This is a genomic window from Salipiger sp. PrR007 (genome assembly GCF_010499845.1).
GTDB classification, from domain to species: Bacteria; Pseudomonadota; Alphaproteobacteria; order Rhodobacterales; family Rhodobacteraceae; genus Salipiger; species Salipiger pacificus_A.
This window is the reverse complement of sequence record NZ_JAAGOZ010000025.1, coordinates 1-18,562: the sequence shown is the minus strand read 5'-3', so window position 1 is coordinate 18,562 and position 18,562 is coordinate 1. Positions and strand designations below refer to the sequence as shown.

General features: G+C 61.1%; 13 protein-coding genes and 1 pseudogene. 4 read left to right on the top strand and 10 right to left on the bottom strand.

The window, feature by feature from the left end:
* Nucleotides 1-54 precede the first annotated feature (54 nt).
* The 4 genes and pseudogenes from G0Q01_RS11925 to G0Q01_RS11910 form a co-directional block, all read left to right on the top strand.
* Nucleotides 55-168 (top strand): annotated as a pseudogene (locus G0Q01_RS11925) (transposase); the annotation flags it as partial.
* Between the two features lie 1,247 nt (nucleotides 169-1,415).
* Entirely contained in the window at nucleotides 1,416-2,189 is a 774-nt protein-coding gene (locus tag G0Q01_RS11920) for a hypothetical protein (RefSeq protein ID WP_164213401.1), read from the top strand.
* A 2-nt stretch (nucleotides 2,190-2,191) separates the two neighbouring features.
* The gene (locus G0Q01_RS11915) at nucleotides 2,192-2,545 is read left to right on the top strand and encodes a MazG-like family protein (RefSeq protein WP_164213400.1); all 354 of its coding nucleotides are present in this window, start codon (nucleotides 2,192-2,194) and stop codon (nucleotides 2,543-2,545) included.
* Complete coding sequence (locus tag G0Q01_RS11910; protein ID WP_164213399.1) at nucleotides 2,481-3,527, top strand: hypothetical protein; 1,047 nt, start codon at nucleotides 2,481-2,483, stop codon at nucleotides 3,525-3,527. Before G0Q01_RS11915 ends, G0Q01_RS11910 begins: the two co-directional genes overlap by 65 nt.
* Nucleotides 3,528-3,970: 443 nt before the next feature.
* Here the strand turns inward: G0Q01_RS11910 and G0Q01_RS11905 are convergent, their stop codons facing one another.
* The 10 genes from G0Q01_RS11905 to G0Q01_RS11860 all read right to left on the bottom strand — a co-directional run bounded on the left by G0Q01_RS11905 (nucleotide 3,971) and on the right by G0Q01_RS11860 (nucleotide 18,520).
* The gene (locus G0Q01_RS11905) at nucleotides 3,971-6,499 is read right to left on the bottom strand and encodes a DEAD/DEAH box helicase (protein ID WP_164213398.1); all 2,529 of its coding nucleotides are present in this window, start codon (nucleotides 6,497-6,499) and stop codon (nucleotides 3,971-3,973) included.
* The gene (locus G0Q01_RS11900) at nucleotides 6,496-8,460 is read right to left on the bottom strand and encodes a site-specific DNA-methyltransferase (protein WP_164213397.1); all 1,965 of its coding nucleotides are present in this window, start codon (nucleotides 8,458-8,460) and stop codon (nucleotides 6,496-6,498) included. The genes G0Q01_RS11905 and G0Q01_RS11900 overlap by 4 nt, the downstream gene beginning before the upstream one ends.
* A 153-nt stretch (nucleotides 8,461-8,613) precedes the next feature.
* Nucleotides 8,614-8,907 (bottom strand): hypothetical protein, encoded by a 294-nt coding sequence (locus G0Q01_RS11895; RefSeq protein WP_164213396.1) that lies wholly within the window; start codon nucleotides 8,905-8,907, stop codon nucleotides 8,614-8,616.
* 138 nt (nucleotides 8,908-9,045) lie between these two features.
* A complete protein-coding gene (locus G0Q01_RS11890) occupies nucleotides 9,046-9,279 on the bottom strand; it encodes a hypothetical protein (protein WP_164213395.1) in 234 nt (77 codons plus the stop codon).
* Entirely contained in the window at nucleotides 9,276-9,542 is a 267-nt protein-coding gene (locus G0Q01_RS11885; RefSeq protein WP_164213394.1) for a DUF5658 family protein, read from the bottom strand. Before G0Q01_RS11885 ends, G0Q01_RS11890 begins: the two co-directional genes overlap by 4 nt.
* Nucleotides 9,542-9,811, bottom strand: coding sequence for a hypothetical protein (locus G0Q01_RS11880; protein WP_164213393.1), 270 nt, complete (start codon nucleotides 9,809-9,811; stop codon nucleotides 9,542-9,544). Before G0Q01_RS11880 ends, G0Q01_RS11885 begins: the two co-directional genes overlap by 1 nt.
* Nucleotides 9,808-10,494 (bottom strand): glycoside hydrolase family 108 protein, encoded by a 687-nt coding sequence (locus tag G0Q01_RS11875; protein WP_164213392.1) that lies wholly within the window; start codon nucleotides 10,492-10,494, stop codon nucleotides 9,808-9,810. Before G0Q01_RS11875 ends, G0Q01_RS11880 begins: the two co-directional genes overlap by 4 nt.
* 356 nt (nucleotides 10,495-10,850) lie before the next feature.
* Nucleotides 10,851-11,132: a hypothetical protein gene (locus G0Q01_RS11870; protein WP_108968689.1), complete on the bottom strand. Its 282-nt coding sequence runs from the start codon at nucleotides 11,130-11,132 to the stop codon at nucleotides 10,851-10,853.
* 79 nt (nucleotides 11,133-11,211) lie between these two features.
* Nucleotides 11,212-11,814, bottom strand: coding sequence for a DUF4376 domain-containing protein (locus tag G0Q01_RS11865; protein WP_164213391.1), 603 nt, complete (start codon nucleotides 11,812-11,814; stop codon nucleotides 11,212-11,214).
* A 4-nt stretch (nucleotides 11,815-11,818) separates the two neighbouring features.
* A complete protein-coding gene (locus tag G0Q01_RS11860; RefSeq protein WP_203594998.1) occupies nucleotides 11,819-18,520 on the bottom strand; it encodes a host specificity factor TipJ family phage tail protein in 6,702 nt (2,233 codons plus the stop codon).
* Nucleotides 18,521-18,562: the final 42 nt, after the last annotated feature.

The following is an 18,562-nucleotide window of genomic DNA, read 5'->3' as shown; positions in this document are numbered from 1 at the left end:
CTTCGCGGCGCGAGGCTCCCAGTTCCGAGCTCGTGCCAATACACAGCGCTTCGACCGGGCAGGCCTGCGGCGTCTTACGATGCGACCATACAATTCTGCCTGTCGATCAAGATCCTGATCAACCTGCCGCTTCGCCAGGTCTCTGGCATGGCGGCGAGCCTGCTGAAATAGATCCCGGAGGCAGACCCAATCGGCACAGAGAACGCGGACGGCGCACGACGAACGCGACAATCGTCGTCAACTCCGTTGTCCGAAGCCCCGAGCTGTTCAGCGGCATCCAGCCTGTTCAGGAAATGCTCGGCCACCTGTCTGAGTGCATGTCGAAGCATCACGCTAAACGCGCGGAGGTTGAGTCAATGAACCGCGAAACAGTGCTGCTGCTACCAGATTTCGGAAACCAGCTTCCCGAAATTGCGAAGCATAAGACGGCGAGGTCGCTAAGTGATTGAAAATGGTGGGTGATGAGGGACTCGAACCCCCGACATCTTCGGTGTAAACGAGGAAACAAGCATCCTAAGCACATGAATATTCGGGAGAACCGTTTCCCAGACCCCTAGCAGAACACGCCGGACAAAAGCGAAACGAAGCGCGAACTTGGGAAACACTGCCGGACAGCTTTAACGCGAGTATCACAGTCCTATTGTTGTTAGCCAGACCGAGCTGAGAGCATCAATATTTAAGTTCCACACGGGCTGGCAGAAAGCCGAAATTTCTCAATAAAATCAGTCTGCAGGTGACCCATTTGTTCGGCGACGCGCGCCTAGCTGAATCAATGGGTTACAGAGAAAGTGTCCCACGTTTCGCAGGCGCCTTTATACCCCCATATCGACCGCACGCGGCATGAAGCGCCCACTGGCCGCTCAGCGAAGGAAGCCGACATTGCGAAGGGACGACAGGTGGTCGCCCTTCATGACGTAGCCGGCCCTTTGCTGCCATTCATACTTGACGCAGCAGATGGCCGGTCCCAGCCCTAAGTGGACCTGTGCTCTTGGCGCAGCAAGGTCAACAGGGCCGACACGAAGGGCGGGAAGCTGTCGTTCGCTGCGTCCTGGACGAACGGCAGAGAAGCGCAGATTGCGCCCTTTGCAAAGTTCCGCTCGCAGACCATCGTGGCGAGGTGGGACCGGCCCAGAGCCGCCGTTCCATGGGAGCAGAAAGCGGTGCCGCAGCACTCGGTTTTCAGACGTTCGAACACCGTAGAGAATTATGTTGAACGCTTTGCTGATGAGTAGCCAAAACGGCTCATTAGTTGAATGGTTCCTCCGAAACATGCGCCCGTGTAGACATGCAGCCACAGTGGGCAACTGACGTCACCGATTAAAGTGACAATAGACAAATTGCCAGTTAGGCAAGCAGCGTAAGCGATCACGTGTTGGGACCGAACAGCAAGATCGTCGGGCGAAAGGAGTGAATAGATGGTGACGCTAAACGATACAGAAATTCGAACCGAATTCGAAGCGGGAAGGTTAATAAAGAATGCTAATCCCGGCGGCGCGACAGGAGCCTGCTACGAACTTCGGATGGGTAGCATCTACTATGACCTGACGGAAAACGGCGCCAGATTTGACCTGGAAGAAGGCGAGAAAATTCTAATTAAGCCGGGCCATCAGGTTGTCCTCATTACTCTGGAAGATCTGGATATACCGGTGAACGTTTTGGTGCGAATCGTGTCGAAGGGCTCACTATTTAGCATTGGGTTGAGTCCAGTGGCGACATACGCGGATCCTGGGTTCAAGGGCCATATTGGCATTGTTACTCAAAACATGAGTGATAAGTATATCGAGTTGCCTCAAGGTGAGCCAATAGCGAAAGCCGACTTCACAAGGCTGTCTGCGGCCGCGTCGACTCCCTATCATGGCCAGCATGGCTTCCAAGCAAAAATCTGGCCAATTAAAAGTTACCTACAAAAAAGCCACAAAGATGTAAAAAATGATAAACGTGTAGGCACTGAGCGGAATGAAGCACTCGCCCTTCTCCCTGATGCAACACGCACAATAATAAGAAGGCTGGAAAATACGCAGGCTTGGATCAACGTTGGCCTTGTCTTTGCGATTTTCATTAACGCTGTCGCCCTCTTTGCGCTGGAGAGGCAATGGATGGACGCACTTTCTGCAATTGCCATTAATCTCGGAAGCAGCGCCATATTGGGCATCGGCGCGCTAATCACAGCCTATATCAGGAGGATTTAGCGATGGAACTTTCCAAGCTTATACGAGAACAGGTAGACAGGGATCGCAAGCGCGGATTTAGCGTGGATTTCGAAGCTGATGCGGAGCGCGAAGAGCAGTTAATGCGCGACGTAATTGGATTGGTAGGGGAAGTTGGCGAGTTCTCTAATCTTCTAAAAAAAGTCATGCTTACACGAACTGTAGCCGGTTACGATGGTCCGGATTTGACGTCAGCAGGCCCGGAACTTCGTGAAGAGTTAGCCGACGTAGCGATTTATGTTTTTCGGCTCGCAACCATCCTTGGAAGCGATCTTGAAGAAGATATTCTCGCAAAGATTTCCAAAAACGATCAGAGATACCGGCGTCTTGAAAAATAAGCTCACCTTTTTCGTAGGCGTTAATACCGGCTACGTCACAGATGGCTTGCCGGACGATAGGTATGTTGAATTCTATCGCCGTCGGTCGTCGCCACGCCTGCACTGTGCGATTATCGGAAATGTTGTGATCCCTGAGGGTCATGGAAGCAACTCTTCTACTCCAATGCTCACGCAAGACCAAATCTGGGGAAGAATTGCTGCAGAGATTGCTGATCAGGGGACCGTCCCTGGCATCCAACTGGCCACGACCTGGCGTGATTATCAAGGCATGCGAAGCTTTGTAGGGCAGGATCATGAAGCAGTCATTTCTTCTTCCAGAGATATTGTAAGGTCTATTGGACGGCGTGGTGCCTTGAAAGTTATCTCTGCATTTGGAGAAGGCGCCAATCTTGCTATTGATCACGGATTCCGGCACATCCAAGTCCATGGCGCTCACGGATATCTCCTTAGTTTGTTGATCGATCAGCGCATAAACCCCCATGCCGATGAAGTTCTCAAAGAACTTAGTGAAGCGGCATCCAATTGGATTTCTAAGGGCGTGGATGTTTCCATTAGGGTTTCCCTTCGCACTGGTGCGGAGAATTTTGATCTTGATGGAGCCGATGAATTTAATGATAATATTGCATCAACACCGTTTAATTACGTAGACCTGTCGTCTGGGTTCTATAATATTGATAAGCGGCTGATCTACCCCTCTCGGCCTGATATTGTAGCATCCCGGTTGAGCGAAACGTTGGCAGTTGCATCGAGGCATCCGAGGAAGAATTTTATTTACTCGGGGAAAGCCGTGAGTAATGTTGCCCATCTTGTTGCAGATAACGTGCACCTTGGGATTTGCAGGGACATAATCGCAAATCCAGACTTTCTAAACGATGGGGCGGAGAATTGGGGCTGCAAAAATAAGAGTAAATGCCACTATTTTTCACGCGGCATGCAATCTCTTACTTGTGCGCTGTGGGAAAATAATAAGATTGAGAAATGAAGTCGCAATGCACGCTGCCTGACGGACTTTCCAAATCTGCTCAGGGAGTTAGGTGAGTTTGGGCCGATTTTCCAGCTGAATGTCCGGTCCTGCCAATGACGAGATATGCCCTCGCGACTGCGGTGAAACACGGAATGCGCCCGACGTGACTGACCACACGCTCAGGTTTTGGTGTGCCGGGCAAGTCCGCTTCGGGCTGGAACACCGACAATCCGCTGCGCCGATCATGAATGTCGGCAGAGGGCCGGCAGCGACGGGCGCTGCTGCCCGTCATGTGTGGGGCTCGCTGCACTGCCGCAAGCCCGCTCCCAGCCCTTCCATGAAATTAGTGCAAGCCGCAGCATGACGCCAGGCAGCGAAAAGAAGGGCGGACAGCGGCCGTTCGCTGCGCATATCACGAACGGCAGCAGCGTGCACGAAGCAGCCGGTGAGATGCAGGCCGCCTATCCTAGATAGACAAGTTCCTTCACGTCAAAGCGGTCATTCGGGACGATCTTGTGCAGCCCTTCGGCATATCGAGCACGTATCCATGTTCCATCAGACCGGTAAGTCCAGAAGACGTTGCGGTATTCGCGATGTTGAACCCGGATTTTCTCCACGTTCCGGTCCGACTGTAGACGCCCTGTTTCGCCGTCATCCTTGATCTCAACCAATGCAATAGCGTCTGGCGTTGTTCGACCGCTGACACCCACAACGAAGTCTGGGAAAAACCGGTGGCCGGACGGCAGTATCAGCCGAGTTGCCCACGTCTCATTCTCTGGGTTTCGCATCCACCACTTAACCGTCCCGGTTTTGTCTGCGTCCAGAAACGCCGCGAAGTCCTGTTCTTCCTTGTTAAGACGATGCGGGAATACACCATAGGCTGACTTCACGGCTTCGCTCAGCCCGTCCGGTCCGAAATATTGCTCTGGCACGGGTTCGCTGGTGTCAGTTCGAACGTTGCGAGCCTGCGCGGTCTTGATTGCCTCTTTCAGCTTCTCCGGTTCCATCATCCCGGCCAGATCAATGGCGCGGCGCAGGTCACGTTCCTCCGCTTCAATGCCCTTGTCGTCCACGATGCTGCGCAGTTCCTCCACCAGCGCCCGCTTCAAAAGGCGCGGGTCGATGGCGTCATTGAAGTTGAAGGCCAGTTGCGCCTTCTCAGCCACCCTCGCATTGGATAGTCGCAAACGCAGGTCCACCGTTTCTTGTAACTCGGCAGCGAACAGGTCGCGCAAGTCGAGATGCGCCTTTGTCAGCTTGCGTTGCAGCAGGCCGGGCATATCCGTAGAGCGGCAAAACTCGCGGGCTATGTCGTGTACCAGATCGTTCAGCTTCATCGGATCGGGTGGCAGTTCCCGAACCAGCGCCTTGGGCAAGTCCAAGTCCTTGCGCAGCGGATAGTGCCGGAAGTTCGGTTTGCTCGGCCCTTTGTCGGTTTCAGGCTTCTTGCTTTCCGGCAGATCACCAAAGAGCGGCGTGTCGCTCATATTCTGCCAGGTCTCACCCGCGACAATAGCACTGTCCTTTTCCGTGTCGGGCATGTTCTGTACATCAGCTCGCACCACGCCTTGATTGATCAGGTAAGTCAGGCGCTCTTGCCGCTCAGTCTCGTTTTCGGGCGGCTTCGGTGTGAAGGTGGGTTTGGGATCGTTCGACACGACCTCCTGCTTCTCGGCATTGCCAAACTCGTACACGTCGAGATTGTCAGTTATCAGTTCGATGCTTTCGCGCACCGCTTTCAACTCGTCCACAGCAGCTTGTAGACCAGCCTGCATGTCCGGGTCGGTCAGCAGGACGTAGCCGCTGTCCAGCAAAGCATCCTGCCCGTGGATAGGCCGCACGCTGGGATGCACCCGCATGATGCGGCCCACGATCTGCATACCGAAATCGCGGCCCCGGTTCGGGCGCACCGACACCAGCGTCCATGCCCGGGGAGCGTCAAAGCCTGTGGCCACGGCCACCTTGAAGATCAGCACATGGGTGTCGGGGTCATAGGCCAGCGAGTGAAAGTCCGGGTCGGGTTGACCGGATGTGTGGGTTGCGATGGCCGCGTCATCGACGCCGATCTCCACCAGTTTGTCCCGCACCCGCTTTACCGGGTCTTCCGCACCCTTGGCTTGGTCTTCCACCTGCACCAACATCAGCGGCGAAACAGCCAGCCCGTGTTCCTTGAGCCGTTCGCGCACCCGGCAATGCTGCGTCCACCCGGCCTGCAAGGTCGCCTGCTCATGGTCGATCAGGTCGCGGTCGCCTTCCTTAAAACGGATCACACCCAGCTTGAGGCCTACCTTGTTCAATCCGGCGTCTACCACCTCGGCGCGGGGCACGACAACACGACTGGCCACTTCGATACCGGCGGTGCGCTCGAAGGCTTCCAGCTTCTCGTCGCTTGGTGTGGCGGTGGCGAGGATCGTGAAATCGGGCTGGATATGGTCGAGGTAGAAGCCCGCCGCGACCTTCGCGGACGCCCCAAAGTTCAGATGCGCCTCGTCTATCACCACGCCGACGAAGAACCCTGCGTCTCGCCACGACGCAATCAGGTCGTCAAAGGACAACGCCGTCTCGGACGTGCGGCGGACCTTTCGGGCATCTTTGTTGCTGGCCGCGACCGTCGCCCATGTCTGGATGAACACATCACCGTCGCGGGTGCCCTTGGGTTCCCGGTCCTTCGCCACATCACGGACACGCAGTCCGCCGCATTGCGCGACCAGAGCCTCGCGCGTTTGCGTCACCAGCCCGGAATAGGGCGCGAACCAGAGCCACACCACGGGGCGACTCAGCGCGCCGCGCAAGCCTTCCAACACCCGCCCCAGCACCAGCGTCTTGCCCGACCCCGTGGGGCTTTGCAGCAGCGTCACGCCGCTTTGCAAGGCGATACTCTGCCGGTGCGCCGGGTCGCGGTCGTGCAACTCGGCCACCTTGCGGATCACACCCGACAGCGCGTCCACCGCGCGGGTCTGATAGGCGGCAAGGGACAGACGCTCACTCATTGCCGGAACCGCTTCACCAACGTGTCGCGGACGGGGCGGATGTCCACATGGGTGCCGTCAAGATGCTGTGCGATCTGGCCCGGTGCCCAAGCATAGACGAACAGGTTCTGCCGGTCGCGCCCCATGAGCCAGTCAAGCAAGCCGGGGTCGAAGCGGTCCACCAGCACCAGCGAGGTTGTCTCGCCTTCATGCAGATTCCACGGCACTTGGCCGTCATAGAGGGTCAGCGGCAGGTCGTGCATGGCTTCCAGCGCGGCCCAGGCATCGGCGGGTTCAAGATCGTAGTCGAGGTCTTCAAAGGCGATCTCATGGGTGCGCAGATAGGCAAAGCCTGCGGAGAGGTTCGTAAACCTTGCGTCATCGCTGGCGTTGAGCAAGCGGATGCGTTCGGCGGTCACGTCACGGCAGAGGTTCTTGTCGGGGTCGTCTTCCGTCGCCTCGGTAGAGGATACCATGATAAACTTGCGGCTTCCCCCGTCTTCGGCGTTGAGTTCCATAACAGCATGAGCAGTGGTTGCGGAGCCAGCAAAGAAATCCAGCACTAAGTCATCGGGCGCGGTGCACTGATAAACAAGTTGCTTTATAAGTGCCTTTGGCTTCGGGTTCTGGAAGGCTTTGGACCCGAAGATTGACTGTATCTCATTTGTGCCCGCGCCACCTGAACCGGTTCGCAAAGTCCACAGTCCTTCAATCTCATCCTCATTCATTCGAGCAATCCAACTGCTTAATGGAGAGACATGGCTACGAAGTTCTGTCCAAAACTTTTTGTATCCGGGGCGACCAAAGCCAACTTTCCTCCCCACCCAAAACTCTGGATCGGTGTCGTGTCGGATCAATGGTTTCTTGTCTCTAGGCGTGACCGGAACGTCGCCAGTCTTAATAGCTTCAAGAACGTCTTCCAGTGTTTCCCAGACGACGACTCTTTGCTCTGAAGGAAAGACAACTAGGTTGTCTTTTATCTGGTCCTCGATAGGAAGTGAGCGCGTCTTCTGGCCTTCTTTAAGCCGTTCTTTTGAGGCGTATGCCCAAACCCGGTCAGGGTCACACGGATACCAAATATCTGTGTTCGGGTCATGCAATGGGTAATACAAGTTCTCCCGGTCAGTGCGGTCAAACGCCAATGTCAACGGGTCAGTGTTCCAAATGCCTCGTGGATCATTGTCGGGGTTCTTGTACTTTTTCTTCGACTTATCCGAGCCACGAAAAATGAAGTTCGGCTTCGCATAAACTAGAACGTGCTCGTGAACATCACTAAAGTTGCCTCCCTTCGCGCTAGTTGTGTCTCGTGTTCTCCAGACCAGCGAACCAAGGCGCATTCCGGGCATTGCTTCCTCGAGCAACAACTCTAAGATTGCTCGCTGGTCGTCATTTATTGAAGCTAGCAATACCCCGTTCTCTGCCAGTAAGTCCCGTGCCAGCGTCAAGCGGCGGTACAGAAACTCCAACCAAGTGGAGTGCCGGAACTGGTCGTCCTTGCTCATATACCGGTCGTTATAAACCCAGTCCTTACTTCCCGTATTGTAGGGCGGGTCGATGTAGATGCACTTCACCCGGCCTGCATGGGTCATCCGCAGCCAGCGCAGCGCGTCGAAGTTGTCGCCTTCGATCACCAGATTGTCCCACGGCGCGGGCTTGTCCGACAGCGCCTCGTCGATGCGGCAGGCGATGAAGTTGGCATCCACCGCCGCGTCCACCTCGATCTCGTCCCGTTCCCACACCAGCCCAAGCTTCTTGGTCCGGTCGCGCCTTTCCAGCAGTTCGACAAGTTGCGCGTGGGTGAGGTCGTCGTATTTTCCGGCCATGTGCGAGGGTCTGCCCTTGTCCTTGTTTTCCGTCACCTTAGCGGTCCAAACTGGCGAACGGAAGTCGCGGTGTTCGTGATAGCCAACGGAAAACAGGTAGCAATGCCCCATGCCTTCCTGCTCGTTTGACCCGCAGTGGAACGCATACACCCCGATCATGGCCGCTTTTAAGGATTGTCCACGTAGGTTTCGCCGCTGTGCCGCAAGTCCGTTTATCGCGGTCGGTTCCACCAGACACGTCGAGCACGGCGCGGTCGGGACCGGCCGGTAAAGGCTGCAAGCAGTCGAACGCCCTTGTCCAGAAAACCCGGATCAGCCGACCCGGCGCCGCACCTCATCCAGCGCTGCGTCCATGCTCGGCGCATACCCGTGCCCCGTTGGCCCGACCTGGACAATCCACATCCACCTCAACGTCGGGTTGCTGATGTGCGTGGCATAGACGCGCCCGATCGTCTGCCCGTCCTTGAGCACCAGCCAATCGTTGTCGCCGTCGGTGCGGCCCGCGATAATCGTTCGCTTCCGTGTCCACATGGGACGCAGATAGATAGAGAACAAAACGAGATCAAGAGATGAGAAAGCCCGGCGCGACGGCCGGGCTTTCGTCATTCTGCGCACCCCCACATGTCGCATGCGCGGTCCTGGTACAGGACCCATTCGCCGAAGGGCCGGTCAGCTTTCAGCGCGTCAAGCGTCTCGGGCCGCGCGTCCGGCGGCCGGCGGGACACATCCGCGAAGAGCGCCCCCTCACCGCCCGGGGGACAGCCGCCCATCAAGCTCATTGCCAAAAGCGGCATCATCCAGACCCTGAACATCGTCGGTCATCCTCTCGCGGTCGTTGATGGTTTCGATCCTGCCCTCGGCGGCGCGCAGCGCGGCGCCCTGGCGCTCACTCCTGCCCCCGGCCAAATACCCGGCCGAGAACATGGACACGGCCACCAGCGCGCACGCCAGCGGCCACTGCAGGCTCTTGGGGATCATCTCAGGAGCCTCCAATTGCGGTGCGCGACATAAGCGGTCACCGCCCCCGCCACCCACGGCAGCAAGGGCTCGCCAGTGCGCACCGCGATCCACGCGACACCGGCGGCAAGCCCGAGCTTGGCGATGATCCAGCCGCGGCCGAGCCGGTCCATGAAGAACCGGATCACCGGGTTCTCCTCCCGGCCCCCGGCGGCGAGCACGCGCTCGGTGGTCCAAACGTCCGCCAGCTGCGCAAGCGCGAAGAGGATGAGACCCCAGAGCATCAGCGCATCCCCGGTTTGGTCGAGTAGGGTCGCGCCGCGCCGCGCCGCTGGTGCGCCACGATCAGACCCGCGATCACGGCCAGGCCCCGCAGGATATCCTCGCCGGTCTCGGCCGGAATCCCGGTGATCGCCTCGATCACCCGCGCCACCGGACCGACTGTCTGCTCGGAGCCGATGGCCAGAAGGAGGTCGGCCCCAGCGATCACGAGGGGAAGGATGCCAAGCCAAAAGCTCCGCGCCCAAAGGATGAAGATCGGTTCCTGGTTCATGCCATAGCCCTCTTGCTGAAGATGGAAGTGAGGAAGGCCAGAACGGCCTCGACGAGGCTGGCGCCTTCGAAGGCCTTGGCGTGGGCACCGTCCTCGATCGGCTTCGGAGCCGGGATGCTGGCCCGGCTGCGCGCGACCATAACTGCCCGATCTACGACGCCAAAATCTCCGTTCTGCACGCCGAGGTGCTCGCCCATCACCCGCCGGGTCCAACCAGTGCCGAAGGTCTTGAAGATCGAAAGGGTGCGCATCCAGCGCAGCCGCTTGGAACAGAGAGCCACGATCAGCTGCGCCGGGTCGTGCTCGAGAATGGCTGCGAGAGTCTGCACCCCCATCACGCCGTCGACGTCTCGGCCGGAGAACCCGACCAGCTCTTGCGCGAACTTGACCGCCCGGGTCGGGCCGGAGTTCACCGCGAAATCGTAGAGCGCGTAATCGACGCCCGTCGGGAGCCGGTCTCCCCAGATCTTGTCCCAATACTGGTCGCGGTAGATCGCATCGCGCTCCTGCGGCTCCAGGAGCTTGACGGTGCGTGGGGCTAGACCCGTCACGCGCCGCCATGCGTCGTAGGTGCGCTGGGTGATGCCCTGGTTGGTTGCGCCGCCCGGGTCCTCGGGGTGGTTCACGAAGCCCCCCTCATGGACGAGGAGCCACGGGTGGCAGATTTCGAAGGTCGCTTGCATGCTCGGTCTCCATACGAAAAGACCCCGCGCGAAGGCGGGGCGTGACAATGCTGAGTTCAGCGTTAAATTGAGCCTCGAGCGCGGCGCGGACCCTCTCCTTCATCCCCAAATCTCGGGAGGGTTCAGGCCTCGGAATTTCAACCCTTAGCGGTATTTTCGAGCCAACGAGGCCGAACGCCGCGCTCACCTTCCTGTAGCTATTCGGGACGCTTCAAATTCCGTGCTCCACCTCGGGAACTCGGCGAGGCTCATCGCGGTATGTCTCAGGGCGCGGCGGTTCTTGCCTAGAAGCCGTATCCGAGGCCATCCATTCCAGGCGACCAGAAGATCGTGCTCGAATGGATGAGCTGCCGCGCTCACCTACCCTGTTGAGATATCCGATCGAGCTTGCTGTCTATCTTCAGGAGCGTCGCCTGGATGCTTCGCAGGTCCGACGCCTGCCCCGCCTGGGTCAGCTCGGCCGCCCTCAAGCGCGCGTCGAGTCCGCGCGAGCCTTCCTCAAGCCTTGCGATCGACATCGCCTGGCTCTCTTGTGTGTTCGTCAGCGTCACATAGCCCGCCGTCACGGTGACCATCATCGCGAGGATCGACAGGATATTGCCGGTGCTGACGGTGCTGTCGAACTTGATGTTGGGCATAGTGTTCCTTCCCATGAAAAAGCCCGCCGGCGGCGGGGTCATTGCAGGCAGGCCTGCAGGTCGAGTGAGCCGGTCTCGCTTAGGACGGCCAGAGCACGTCGTCGGTGATGTCGCTCGGCGCTTCCGGCATGTCCTTCAGCGCGCGGGCCGCGAAGATGTGCGCTTGCTTGTGCGCCATCGCGGCCTGGCCGAAGGCGAGCATCGTCTGCGCATCCATCGGCACCAGCGTGTTGTCCTGCGCGATCCACGCAAAATCGCTCTCCCCGCCGTGCCAGCGAAGGTCGCCCGGCTGGGCCCCGTCGGTGATCGCCGCGAGCGCGCTGGTCGCCGCGCCGGCCATGTTCTCGCGATCCTCGGGGCGGGTCTGATAGACCACCCCGCCGAAGGTAAAGCCGCCGTTGATGCGCCGGTCCCGTTCCGCATTGATCGCCGCGAGAAACTCGTCGCTGGAAGCGTCGAGCGTCCATTCCCCTGTCACCGGATCGAGCCGCTTGCCCGGACCCTCTCCCACCGGCACAGGCAGCCACGCCTCGCCGTTGTGGTAGAAGTCCCGAGGGTTGCTCACTGGGTCCATTTCCAGTTCGCCGTCTTCGAGCGGCGACGAGGACCACCGGGCGGGGCGGCCTTCGTCATCGAGCTGGACGTACAGCCGGCGCACCGGCTCCAAGGCTTCTTCGGTCATCTCATCACCTCATTGCCGCAATGGCGGACAGGTTGCAGTTCTGGATGCCCGCCCCGCCAAAGTGGTTGATCTCGAATTTCACCTCGACGTTCCCAGCCGCCGCGCCCTGCAGCGTGAAGGCGCGAATGTGGTAACGCTGAGCACTGGTGTAGAAGCCCGCCGAGGTAAAATTCAGCAGCAAGCGCACACTGCCTTGCACCACAACACGGAGGTTCCAGTTTTGTCCGGGTATGCCTGTCGGAATTGTGGTCAGATCAAACGAGACGATGCCCTGGACATAGGAAGGCTTTGGCATACTCGGCAGAGTGAATGCGGCCACGGTCGTCCACGTCGCACTGTCGTTCGTCACCAGGCCCGAGCCAGCCACGCCCTGCCGGGTAATGCCGTCAGCTATGATCTCCTCAGCGCTGAGGGTGCCGACCGCAACCTCAGCCGCCGTCAGCGACCTTGCCTTGAGGACATCCGCTTCCATGGACCTGGCAACCATCCGGTCGCCATAGACCGACGCGGTGCGGATGATGTCGCCGTCGATGAAGGTCGCACCCCCCGGACCATAGGGGGTGAGCTCGGTGGCGTTGACCGGGCACTCGCAGAGCATCGGCTTGTGGAAGAAAAGGTAGCTGCTGGTGCTCGACTGAGTTCCGAGTTTGCGGATGTGGATGCGCGCATAGGCTGCCCCGGTGGGGGCGATCCCGCGAACCCCAATACGCTGCCATTCGTCAGGGTTGTCGGCAGACCCGGAATTGGTGGGGATAGTAACCGGGCCGGAGTAGGTGATCGTATTGCCGCTGGCATCAACCCACTGGATACGCAGCTGACCAACGCACCGATGCGTCGACACATAAACAGACGCTTCCCATTTCTGGTTCGCCCTGCATGCCGCTCCCAGACCGTTACCACCATCGGCAGTGTAGGAAGGGGTCGAGACAAAATCAGCATAGCCATCGGTCGCCGTGCCAGCTTGGTATATGTACAAGGTTGGATACCGAAGGCCCGCATAAGAAGACCCCGGCGAGCGGACCAGAAAGCTGCTCTGTGCGCCGACGCCGCCCCCCGCGTTGTTGCTCCAATCGTTCAAGCCCGCCCAGAAGGCAGTGTTGGTCAGCTGATTACCTGCAAAGCCAACCGCCAGCTTCCGCGTGGTGAGCGTGCCATCGGCGATGACGTCATCACCCTTAAGAACAACAGCCGAGCCGCTCGAACCATCCGGGTCATCATAGCTAGTCAGCCGCAGTTCAGCGACTTCGGTGTTGCCAGCACTGGTAACCGCAGCCGTGATGCCAGTGCTGGCCCGCACCTTGCCGTCAAGCGTTGCAAGGGTCTGCGTGTCCTGCGCCACGGTGGCGGCCGTGTCGAGGTTCTGCAGGTCTTGCGGCGTAGCCGCCCGGATTTGGAAATAATGGAACCGGATGTGCTTGCGCTGGATCGGCCCCAAACCGTTGCCATCATAGTTGGCCATGAGCCAGGCATCATGCGTGGTGAAGTTTCCGGGGAACGAGGCCGGGCGTTTGAGGATTGCCGAGGCGAAGGTCGGCACGCCTGCCTTCAATCCACCGGCAATCATGTCTTCCAGCTTTATCGCAGCTCGGCTCTCACCGCTGCTGTGGTTCCAGTCGAGCAGGATGCCAGCACCGCCAATTCCGGCGCCACCAACGTAGGTGAAGATCACCTCCACAACATATGCCGCTTCGTTCTGAGGCCCCTTCCAGCCGACGGAGGTTTGCATCCGCACACCAGAGTGAGCCGTCAAGTCGGTGTAATTGAAGCTGAGCGACTTCCCGACCGGGAAAATCTGGTTGGCCGCCGGGGGTTGGGAGTCGGGACCGCCGTCGAAGTCCAGCCACATCGACCCCGCTTCGCCGTAGGGGTCTCCGTAGGTGTCGAAGTAGGCGTCTGCGAGACACCCCACCCCCTGCCCTGTGATGCGCGCGGCGGTCTGCGAGTAGGTCGCCGCGGCAACTGCGGAGCCTTTGGCGGCATTCTTACTGAGAGCAGCCGCCTCGGCGTGATTGAGCGCGTAGCCCGCCTGGGTCTGGGCCGACTGAGCATGGGTAGACGCGGCCCCCGCGAAGCTGCCGGCCTGGTCCTTGCTGGTGCTAGCGTTCTCCGCGCTCGTATTGGCCGCCATAGCGGCCTCCGAGGCATTCTCCTCCTCGGTCACGTCGTGGCACTGGAAGTCATAGACCCGGATTGTGCCGCCGTCGGTTAGATCGAAGCCTGGCGCGAACCGCACGTAGCTGGTTTGCGTGACCTCGATAACGTCCTCGAACACAGCCCACGGCTGACCTGCTGGGAAGTTGAACGAACCCACCGTCTGCAACGGGTTGCCTGCTTCATCTTCACCGCGCAGCGTAAACCGCGAGACGGCCCCGGTGTCGATCGTCCGAACCGTGGCCTTGAAGCGATATTTGCGGCCGACCGGGTTGCCGACATACCAAGGCGCCGTCGCCGCGCCATCGGCGAGGTCCAGGCTGCGATCCGTCTCGGGCACGCCACCGGGGCGCCCGTCCACCACGGTCGCGCGGTTGTTCCAAAACTCCGGCTGAGCGCCCACCGGCACGTCGTTCACATCCGGCTGCACCACCAGATTGCGCGTGCTCGCCGCGCGCTGCGTGATCGAGGCAAGGCGGCTGAACTCAGACGCACTGTTGGCCGCGCCTTCGGCGTCAGCCTTGGCCGTCGCCGCCTGCCCTGCGTAGGTCGAGGCCTGCCCGGCCGAAGTGGCCGCCTCGCCTTTGCTCTCATTCGCCGCGCTGGCAGCCTGCGATGCTCCGCTCTCGGAGGCGGCAGCACTCTGCGCGTGCGATGCCGCGGCTTCGGCGGCGTCTTGCGCCTGCTTCTGCGCGGTCACGTCCTCGACCTCGAAGCTCAGAACCTCGACGTCGCCCGTGCCCGTGTAGGCCGAGGGCCAATAGGCAAAGCCGAGCATCCACGGGGTCAGGCCGTTCTGATCGGTGATCTCGTAGCTGAAGGTCTCGACCGTGTTCGCCGCCGCGAAGATGCAGTCTTTCGTCCAGGTCGCCGTCGTGCTGCTGAAGTCGCCGTTGATGCGACGGAACTGCAGGCGCAGAGCCGCATTTGTCTGGTCTCCCAGCGCCCCCACATAGCGCGCCCGAAGCGTCATGCGGAACGTCTTGCCCGGCGCGTTGCGCAGGTAGAACTTCGGCACCAGGTGCGAGTTGCTCGCCAACGGGAGGCTCCGGTAGATCACCCGCCCGTCCGGCGTATCGCGGAACGCGTCGACCTTGTCCGGTTTCGCCTTGGGGTCACCGGCAATCGCGTCCGACCAGAACTTGCCGTCGAGCGCGAAGTCAGACGGGTGCACGTAGAGCCCGGCGGTGCTGGCCACCAGTTCCTCGGAAGACGCCGCCGCCGCCGCTGCCCCTTCGGCGTCCTGCTTTGCGGCCGCAGCGCTCTGCGCGAAAGTAGAGGCGTTGCTCTCGGAGGTGGCGGCAGCATTCTTGGCTGCCGTAGCAGCGCTCGCTTGCTGTCCTGCTTCGGTCGCGCTCGATTCCGCCGCGCTGGCCGACGACGACGCGGCATCGGCCGCACTGCCCGCGTTGGTCTCAGAGAGGGCCGCAGCCGCCTTGGAGGCCGCTGCGCTTTCCTTGGCAAGCACCGCCGCGTCACGCGCCGTCTGGGCGTCCTGCGCCGCCTTCTGCGCGGCGTCATAATCGACTGTGAGGCTCGCGACCGCCGCGTGCAGCTCATCCGACACCGCGTCTGCCGCCTGATGCGCGTCTTCCGCATCCTGCAGCGCCTGGTTGGCGACGGTCGACGCCTCGTCGAGCTGGTCTGTGAGCGCTGTATCAAGATCGTCTCTGGCAAGCCGCACGTCGTCGGTCGTCACGTCCATCCAGCTCGTCCAGCTTCGCTGATCGGACGCGCCCGTCACAAAGCTTGCCCTGACCTGATAGGCAACGTTGGGCACGAGACCATCGGAGATCAGCACGCTGCCCTCGGAGGCCTCGGCGAAGAGCCCGCGCTGCACCAGCGCGCCCGTCGCTGCAATGCGCAGCTGCCACGTCACCCGGAGCGACTTGTTGGGCGGCACCACCCAGCTCAGCAGGATGCCGGGACGCCGGCCCCTGCCCGCGGCATCGGGGATCTCGAAGGCCGCAGCGCTAGCCGAGATCAGCGGCGGCGCCGGCGGCGCCATGGTGGCCGTGACCATACCCGCAGAGACCCAGCCGCGCGTCTTCCCATCCGCCCCAACCGCGCTCACCTCGACGCGGTAGCTCTCACCCTCCTCGAGCGCGCCCGTCAGCAGGGTGTATTCGCCCGCGGCGACCTTTTCCCCGTAAACCCACGCGGCCTCTGCCTCGGCGTCGGACCACCGCAGCTGCAGGCTCACGCCCTCGGCCGCCGAACCGGTCACGAAGGGCGCGAGCTGCACCGCGATGCGCGGGCGCACCGACAGGTCGGGCAGCACAATCTGGGTGAGGCTCGAGGAATAGGCCGAGATCACAACCGGCGCCGGTGGCAGACCTGCAGTGGCCGGATCGCGCGGCTCGGTGATCACCGGGCTGTAGGGCGGGATCGCTCCGTTGTCCGCGTCGAGGACGGCGGGCACCGCGTCCACCAGCTGCAGCTCGGCGCTCTCATCCGGCTTTGGCCGCACGCTGGTGACAATGAGGTCCACGCTTTCCTGCATCAGCTCTTCGACGATCACCAGGTCACCGACCGCAATGTCGCCCGCCGCCACATTGGTGGCCGGCGTCCAGACGCGCGTCTGGGGATCGACTGGCGAAAACGCGGTGAAGCTCTGATTGCCGCCGACGTTCCGGACCAGCATGCGGAAGCTGGCTTGATCGAAGTCGAAGACATCGTCGAGCGTGAGGCTGTCGACGAACCCGTCGCCGCCCAGGGTGATTGCCTTGATGCGCGCCTGCCCCACGCCGATCAGCGGCACGTCGTGCACGAAGCGCACCTTGTCGCCGCGCGTAACGCGCAGGTGCTCCCAGCCGACCTGCAGTGTGTAGGTGGCCGGGCGGTTCAGCGCGGTTGCGAGATGATACCGACCGAGCCGGTAGACGTTGCCCTCGTCTTCATCCTCGGTGGTCACCACCACGCCGGGCAGATCGAGCGTCTCGAGCTCACTTGCTGTCTTGCGGGTGAAGCCATCGGCGAGAACGAGGATCTCGTCTTCCTGCCACTCGAGGCGCTCGGAGCGCGCCTTCACACGGAAGCCGTGAATCTTGCGCGGGAAGCGGTGCTCGGCCTTGAAGCCCCAGCTGTTGCGCGGCGTGAACACCTGGCGCACCGGGCCCGCGGCATTGTCGCGGATGATCGACCACTTGAGATCGGTGAGCGTGCGCTTGGCACGGCCCGCGGCGGCGATGATGTCGAGCACCTCGCCGAGCTGGGTTGCGGTGTCGACCACGTAGTCGCAGGTCCAGTGCGGCTCTTCCGTCGCCCAGGCTCGGAACGCCTCAAGATCGATCCGCTCGTCGCGCACCGGCCTGCGCAGGTGCTGGCCACGGATCGCCTGCAGAAAGCCCCAGGCCGGATGGCGGACCGGTTGTGGGGCGGTCCACCCCGATCCGGTCCACACCGGCGCCAGCTGCTGCACGATCGCATTGAGGCTGTCCACCCGCCCGTTCAGCTGGTCGGTCGCCATGATGCGGAACGCGACCTCGGCAATCCCCTTAGGGCTCGGCAGCTCGCCATCTCGGAACGAACGGATCGCGCTGAGCGTGGCGGTGTTCACATCTCCGGGGTCTTCGTCAATCAGCCAGCGCCGGGTGATCCGGATCGCGTATTCGCCGGGTTCCGGGAAGGTGATGGTTTTTGTCCAGCGGAAGAGCGTGGTGCTTTTGGCGTGAATGTTGTCGAGCCCGAGATCGATCCAGTCCGCCTCGTTGAGACCGCCTTCGGTGGACTGGTATTCGAACTGGAAGTCGGTGCCATGCCCGGACACCTTGCCGCTGCTGCGCGTCTTGTAGAGGCCCTGCGGGAAGCTCAGGTCGATCGCCGCGCTCGAGGTGTCGATGCGGGTGTATTTGACGACCGGCACGTCCTGCTGCGGGACGTCGGAATAGACATCCTCGGCCACGTCGCGCGGATAGAGGCGCATCGTCTCCGATCCCGAGCGCCATCCGGCTTCGGCCTGCTGATAGGACGCGCTGGCGCTGGTGACGGTCAGCCCTTCGTTGCTGCGCCTGCGCGAGACCTTGGGCGCGACATCCGCCTCGGTGACAGCGGTCAGGCGCACACGCCAGCTGCGCGAGATGCCATCCGCGAAAGGCCCCGCGCTGAAGGTCTGCGCGCTCGCGAGATCGTCATAGGTGGCGACTGCGGTCCATGTCCCGGAACCCGCCTCTTCCACCTCGACAACGGCGGTGAGGCCGCTGAGGTAGTAAAGCGCCGTCGGCTCAAGGGTGAGCGAGACGGATTTTGCCGCTGCACTGGGCGCATAGACGTACTGCTCGCCAACCTCCGAAAGCAGCGCCTGGGGCGCATGGCTCTCTTCGGTCTTGGGGGACACAAGCGCCTCGAGGCCCGGCATGGCAGCCAGCGTCCGCGCCTTGTCGACATTGCGGAACTCGAGCTCGACGCCGCTGAACTCGGTGATCGGCGTCGTGCCGATCCGCAGGTCCTCGAGCGCGACACCGCCGGGGGCCCAACCGAAGGTCATGCGGCCCCGATAGTAGATGTCCCGGCCCACCGTCTCCGAATAGCCGCTGGCGGTCAGCGGCGGGAACATGCGGTGCCGCCCGATCACGTAAGGAAACACGCCATAGCGGTT

Excerpts from the sequence above, each read along its gene's own strand:
- G0Q01_RS11920 (WP_164213401.1), top strand. The coding sequence starts at position 1,416 with ATGGTGACGCTAAACGATACAGAAATTCGAACCGAATTCGAAGCGGGA.
- G0Q01_RS11915 (WP_164213400.1), top strand. The coding sequence starts at position 2,192 with ATGGAACTTTCCAAGCTTATACGAGAACAGGTAGACAGGGATCGCAAG.
- G0Q01_RS11905 (WP_164213398.1), bottom strand. The coding sequence starts at position 6,499 with ATGAGTGAGCGTCTGTCCCTTGCCGCCTATCAGACCCGCGCGGTGGAC.
- G0Q01_RS11900 (WP_164213397.1), bottom strand. The coding sequence starts at position 8,460 with ATGATCGGGGTGTATGCGTTCCACTGCGGGTCAAACGAGCAGGAAGGC.
- G0Q01_RS11895 (WP_164213396.1), bottom strand. The coding sequence starts at position 8,907 with ATGACGAAAGCCCGGCCGTCGCGCCGGGCTTTCTCATCTCTTGATCTC.
- G0Q01_RS11890 (WP_164213395.1), bottom strand. The coding sequence starts at position 9,279 with ATGATCCCCAAGAGCCTGCAGTGGCCGCTGGCGTGCGCGCTGGTGGCC.
- G0Q01_RS11885 (WP_164213394.1), bottom strand. The coding sequence starts at position 9,542 with ATGCTCTGGGGTCTCATCCTCTTCGCGCTTGCGCAGCTGGCGGACGTT.
- G0Q01_RS11880 (WP_164213393.1), bottom strand. The coding sequence starts at position 9,811 with ATGAACCAGGAACCGATCTTCATCCTTTGGGCGCGGAGCTTTTGGCTT.
- G0Q01_RS11875 (WP_164213392.1), bottom strand. The coding sequence starts at position 10,494 with ATGCAAGCGACCTTCGAAATCTGCCACCCGTGGCTCCTCGTCCATGAG.
- G0Q01_RS11870 (WP_108968689.1), bottom strand. The coding sequence starts at position 11,132 with ATGCCCAACATCAAGTTCGACAGCACCGTCAGCACCGGCAATATCCTG.
- G0Q01_RS11865 (WP_164213391.1), bottom strand. The coding sequence starts at position 11,814 with ATGACCGAAGAAGCCTTGGAGCCGGTGCGCCGGCTGTACGTCCAGCTC.
- G0Q01_RS11860 (WP_203594998.1), bottom strand. The coding sequence starts at position 18,520 with ATGTTCCCGCCGCTGACCGCCAGCGGCTATTCGGAGACGGTGGGCCGG.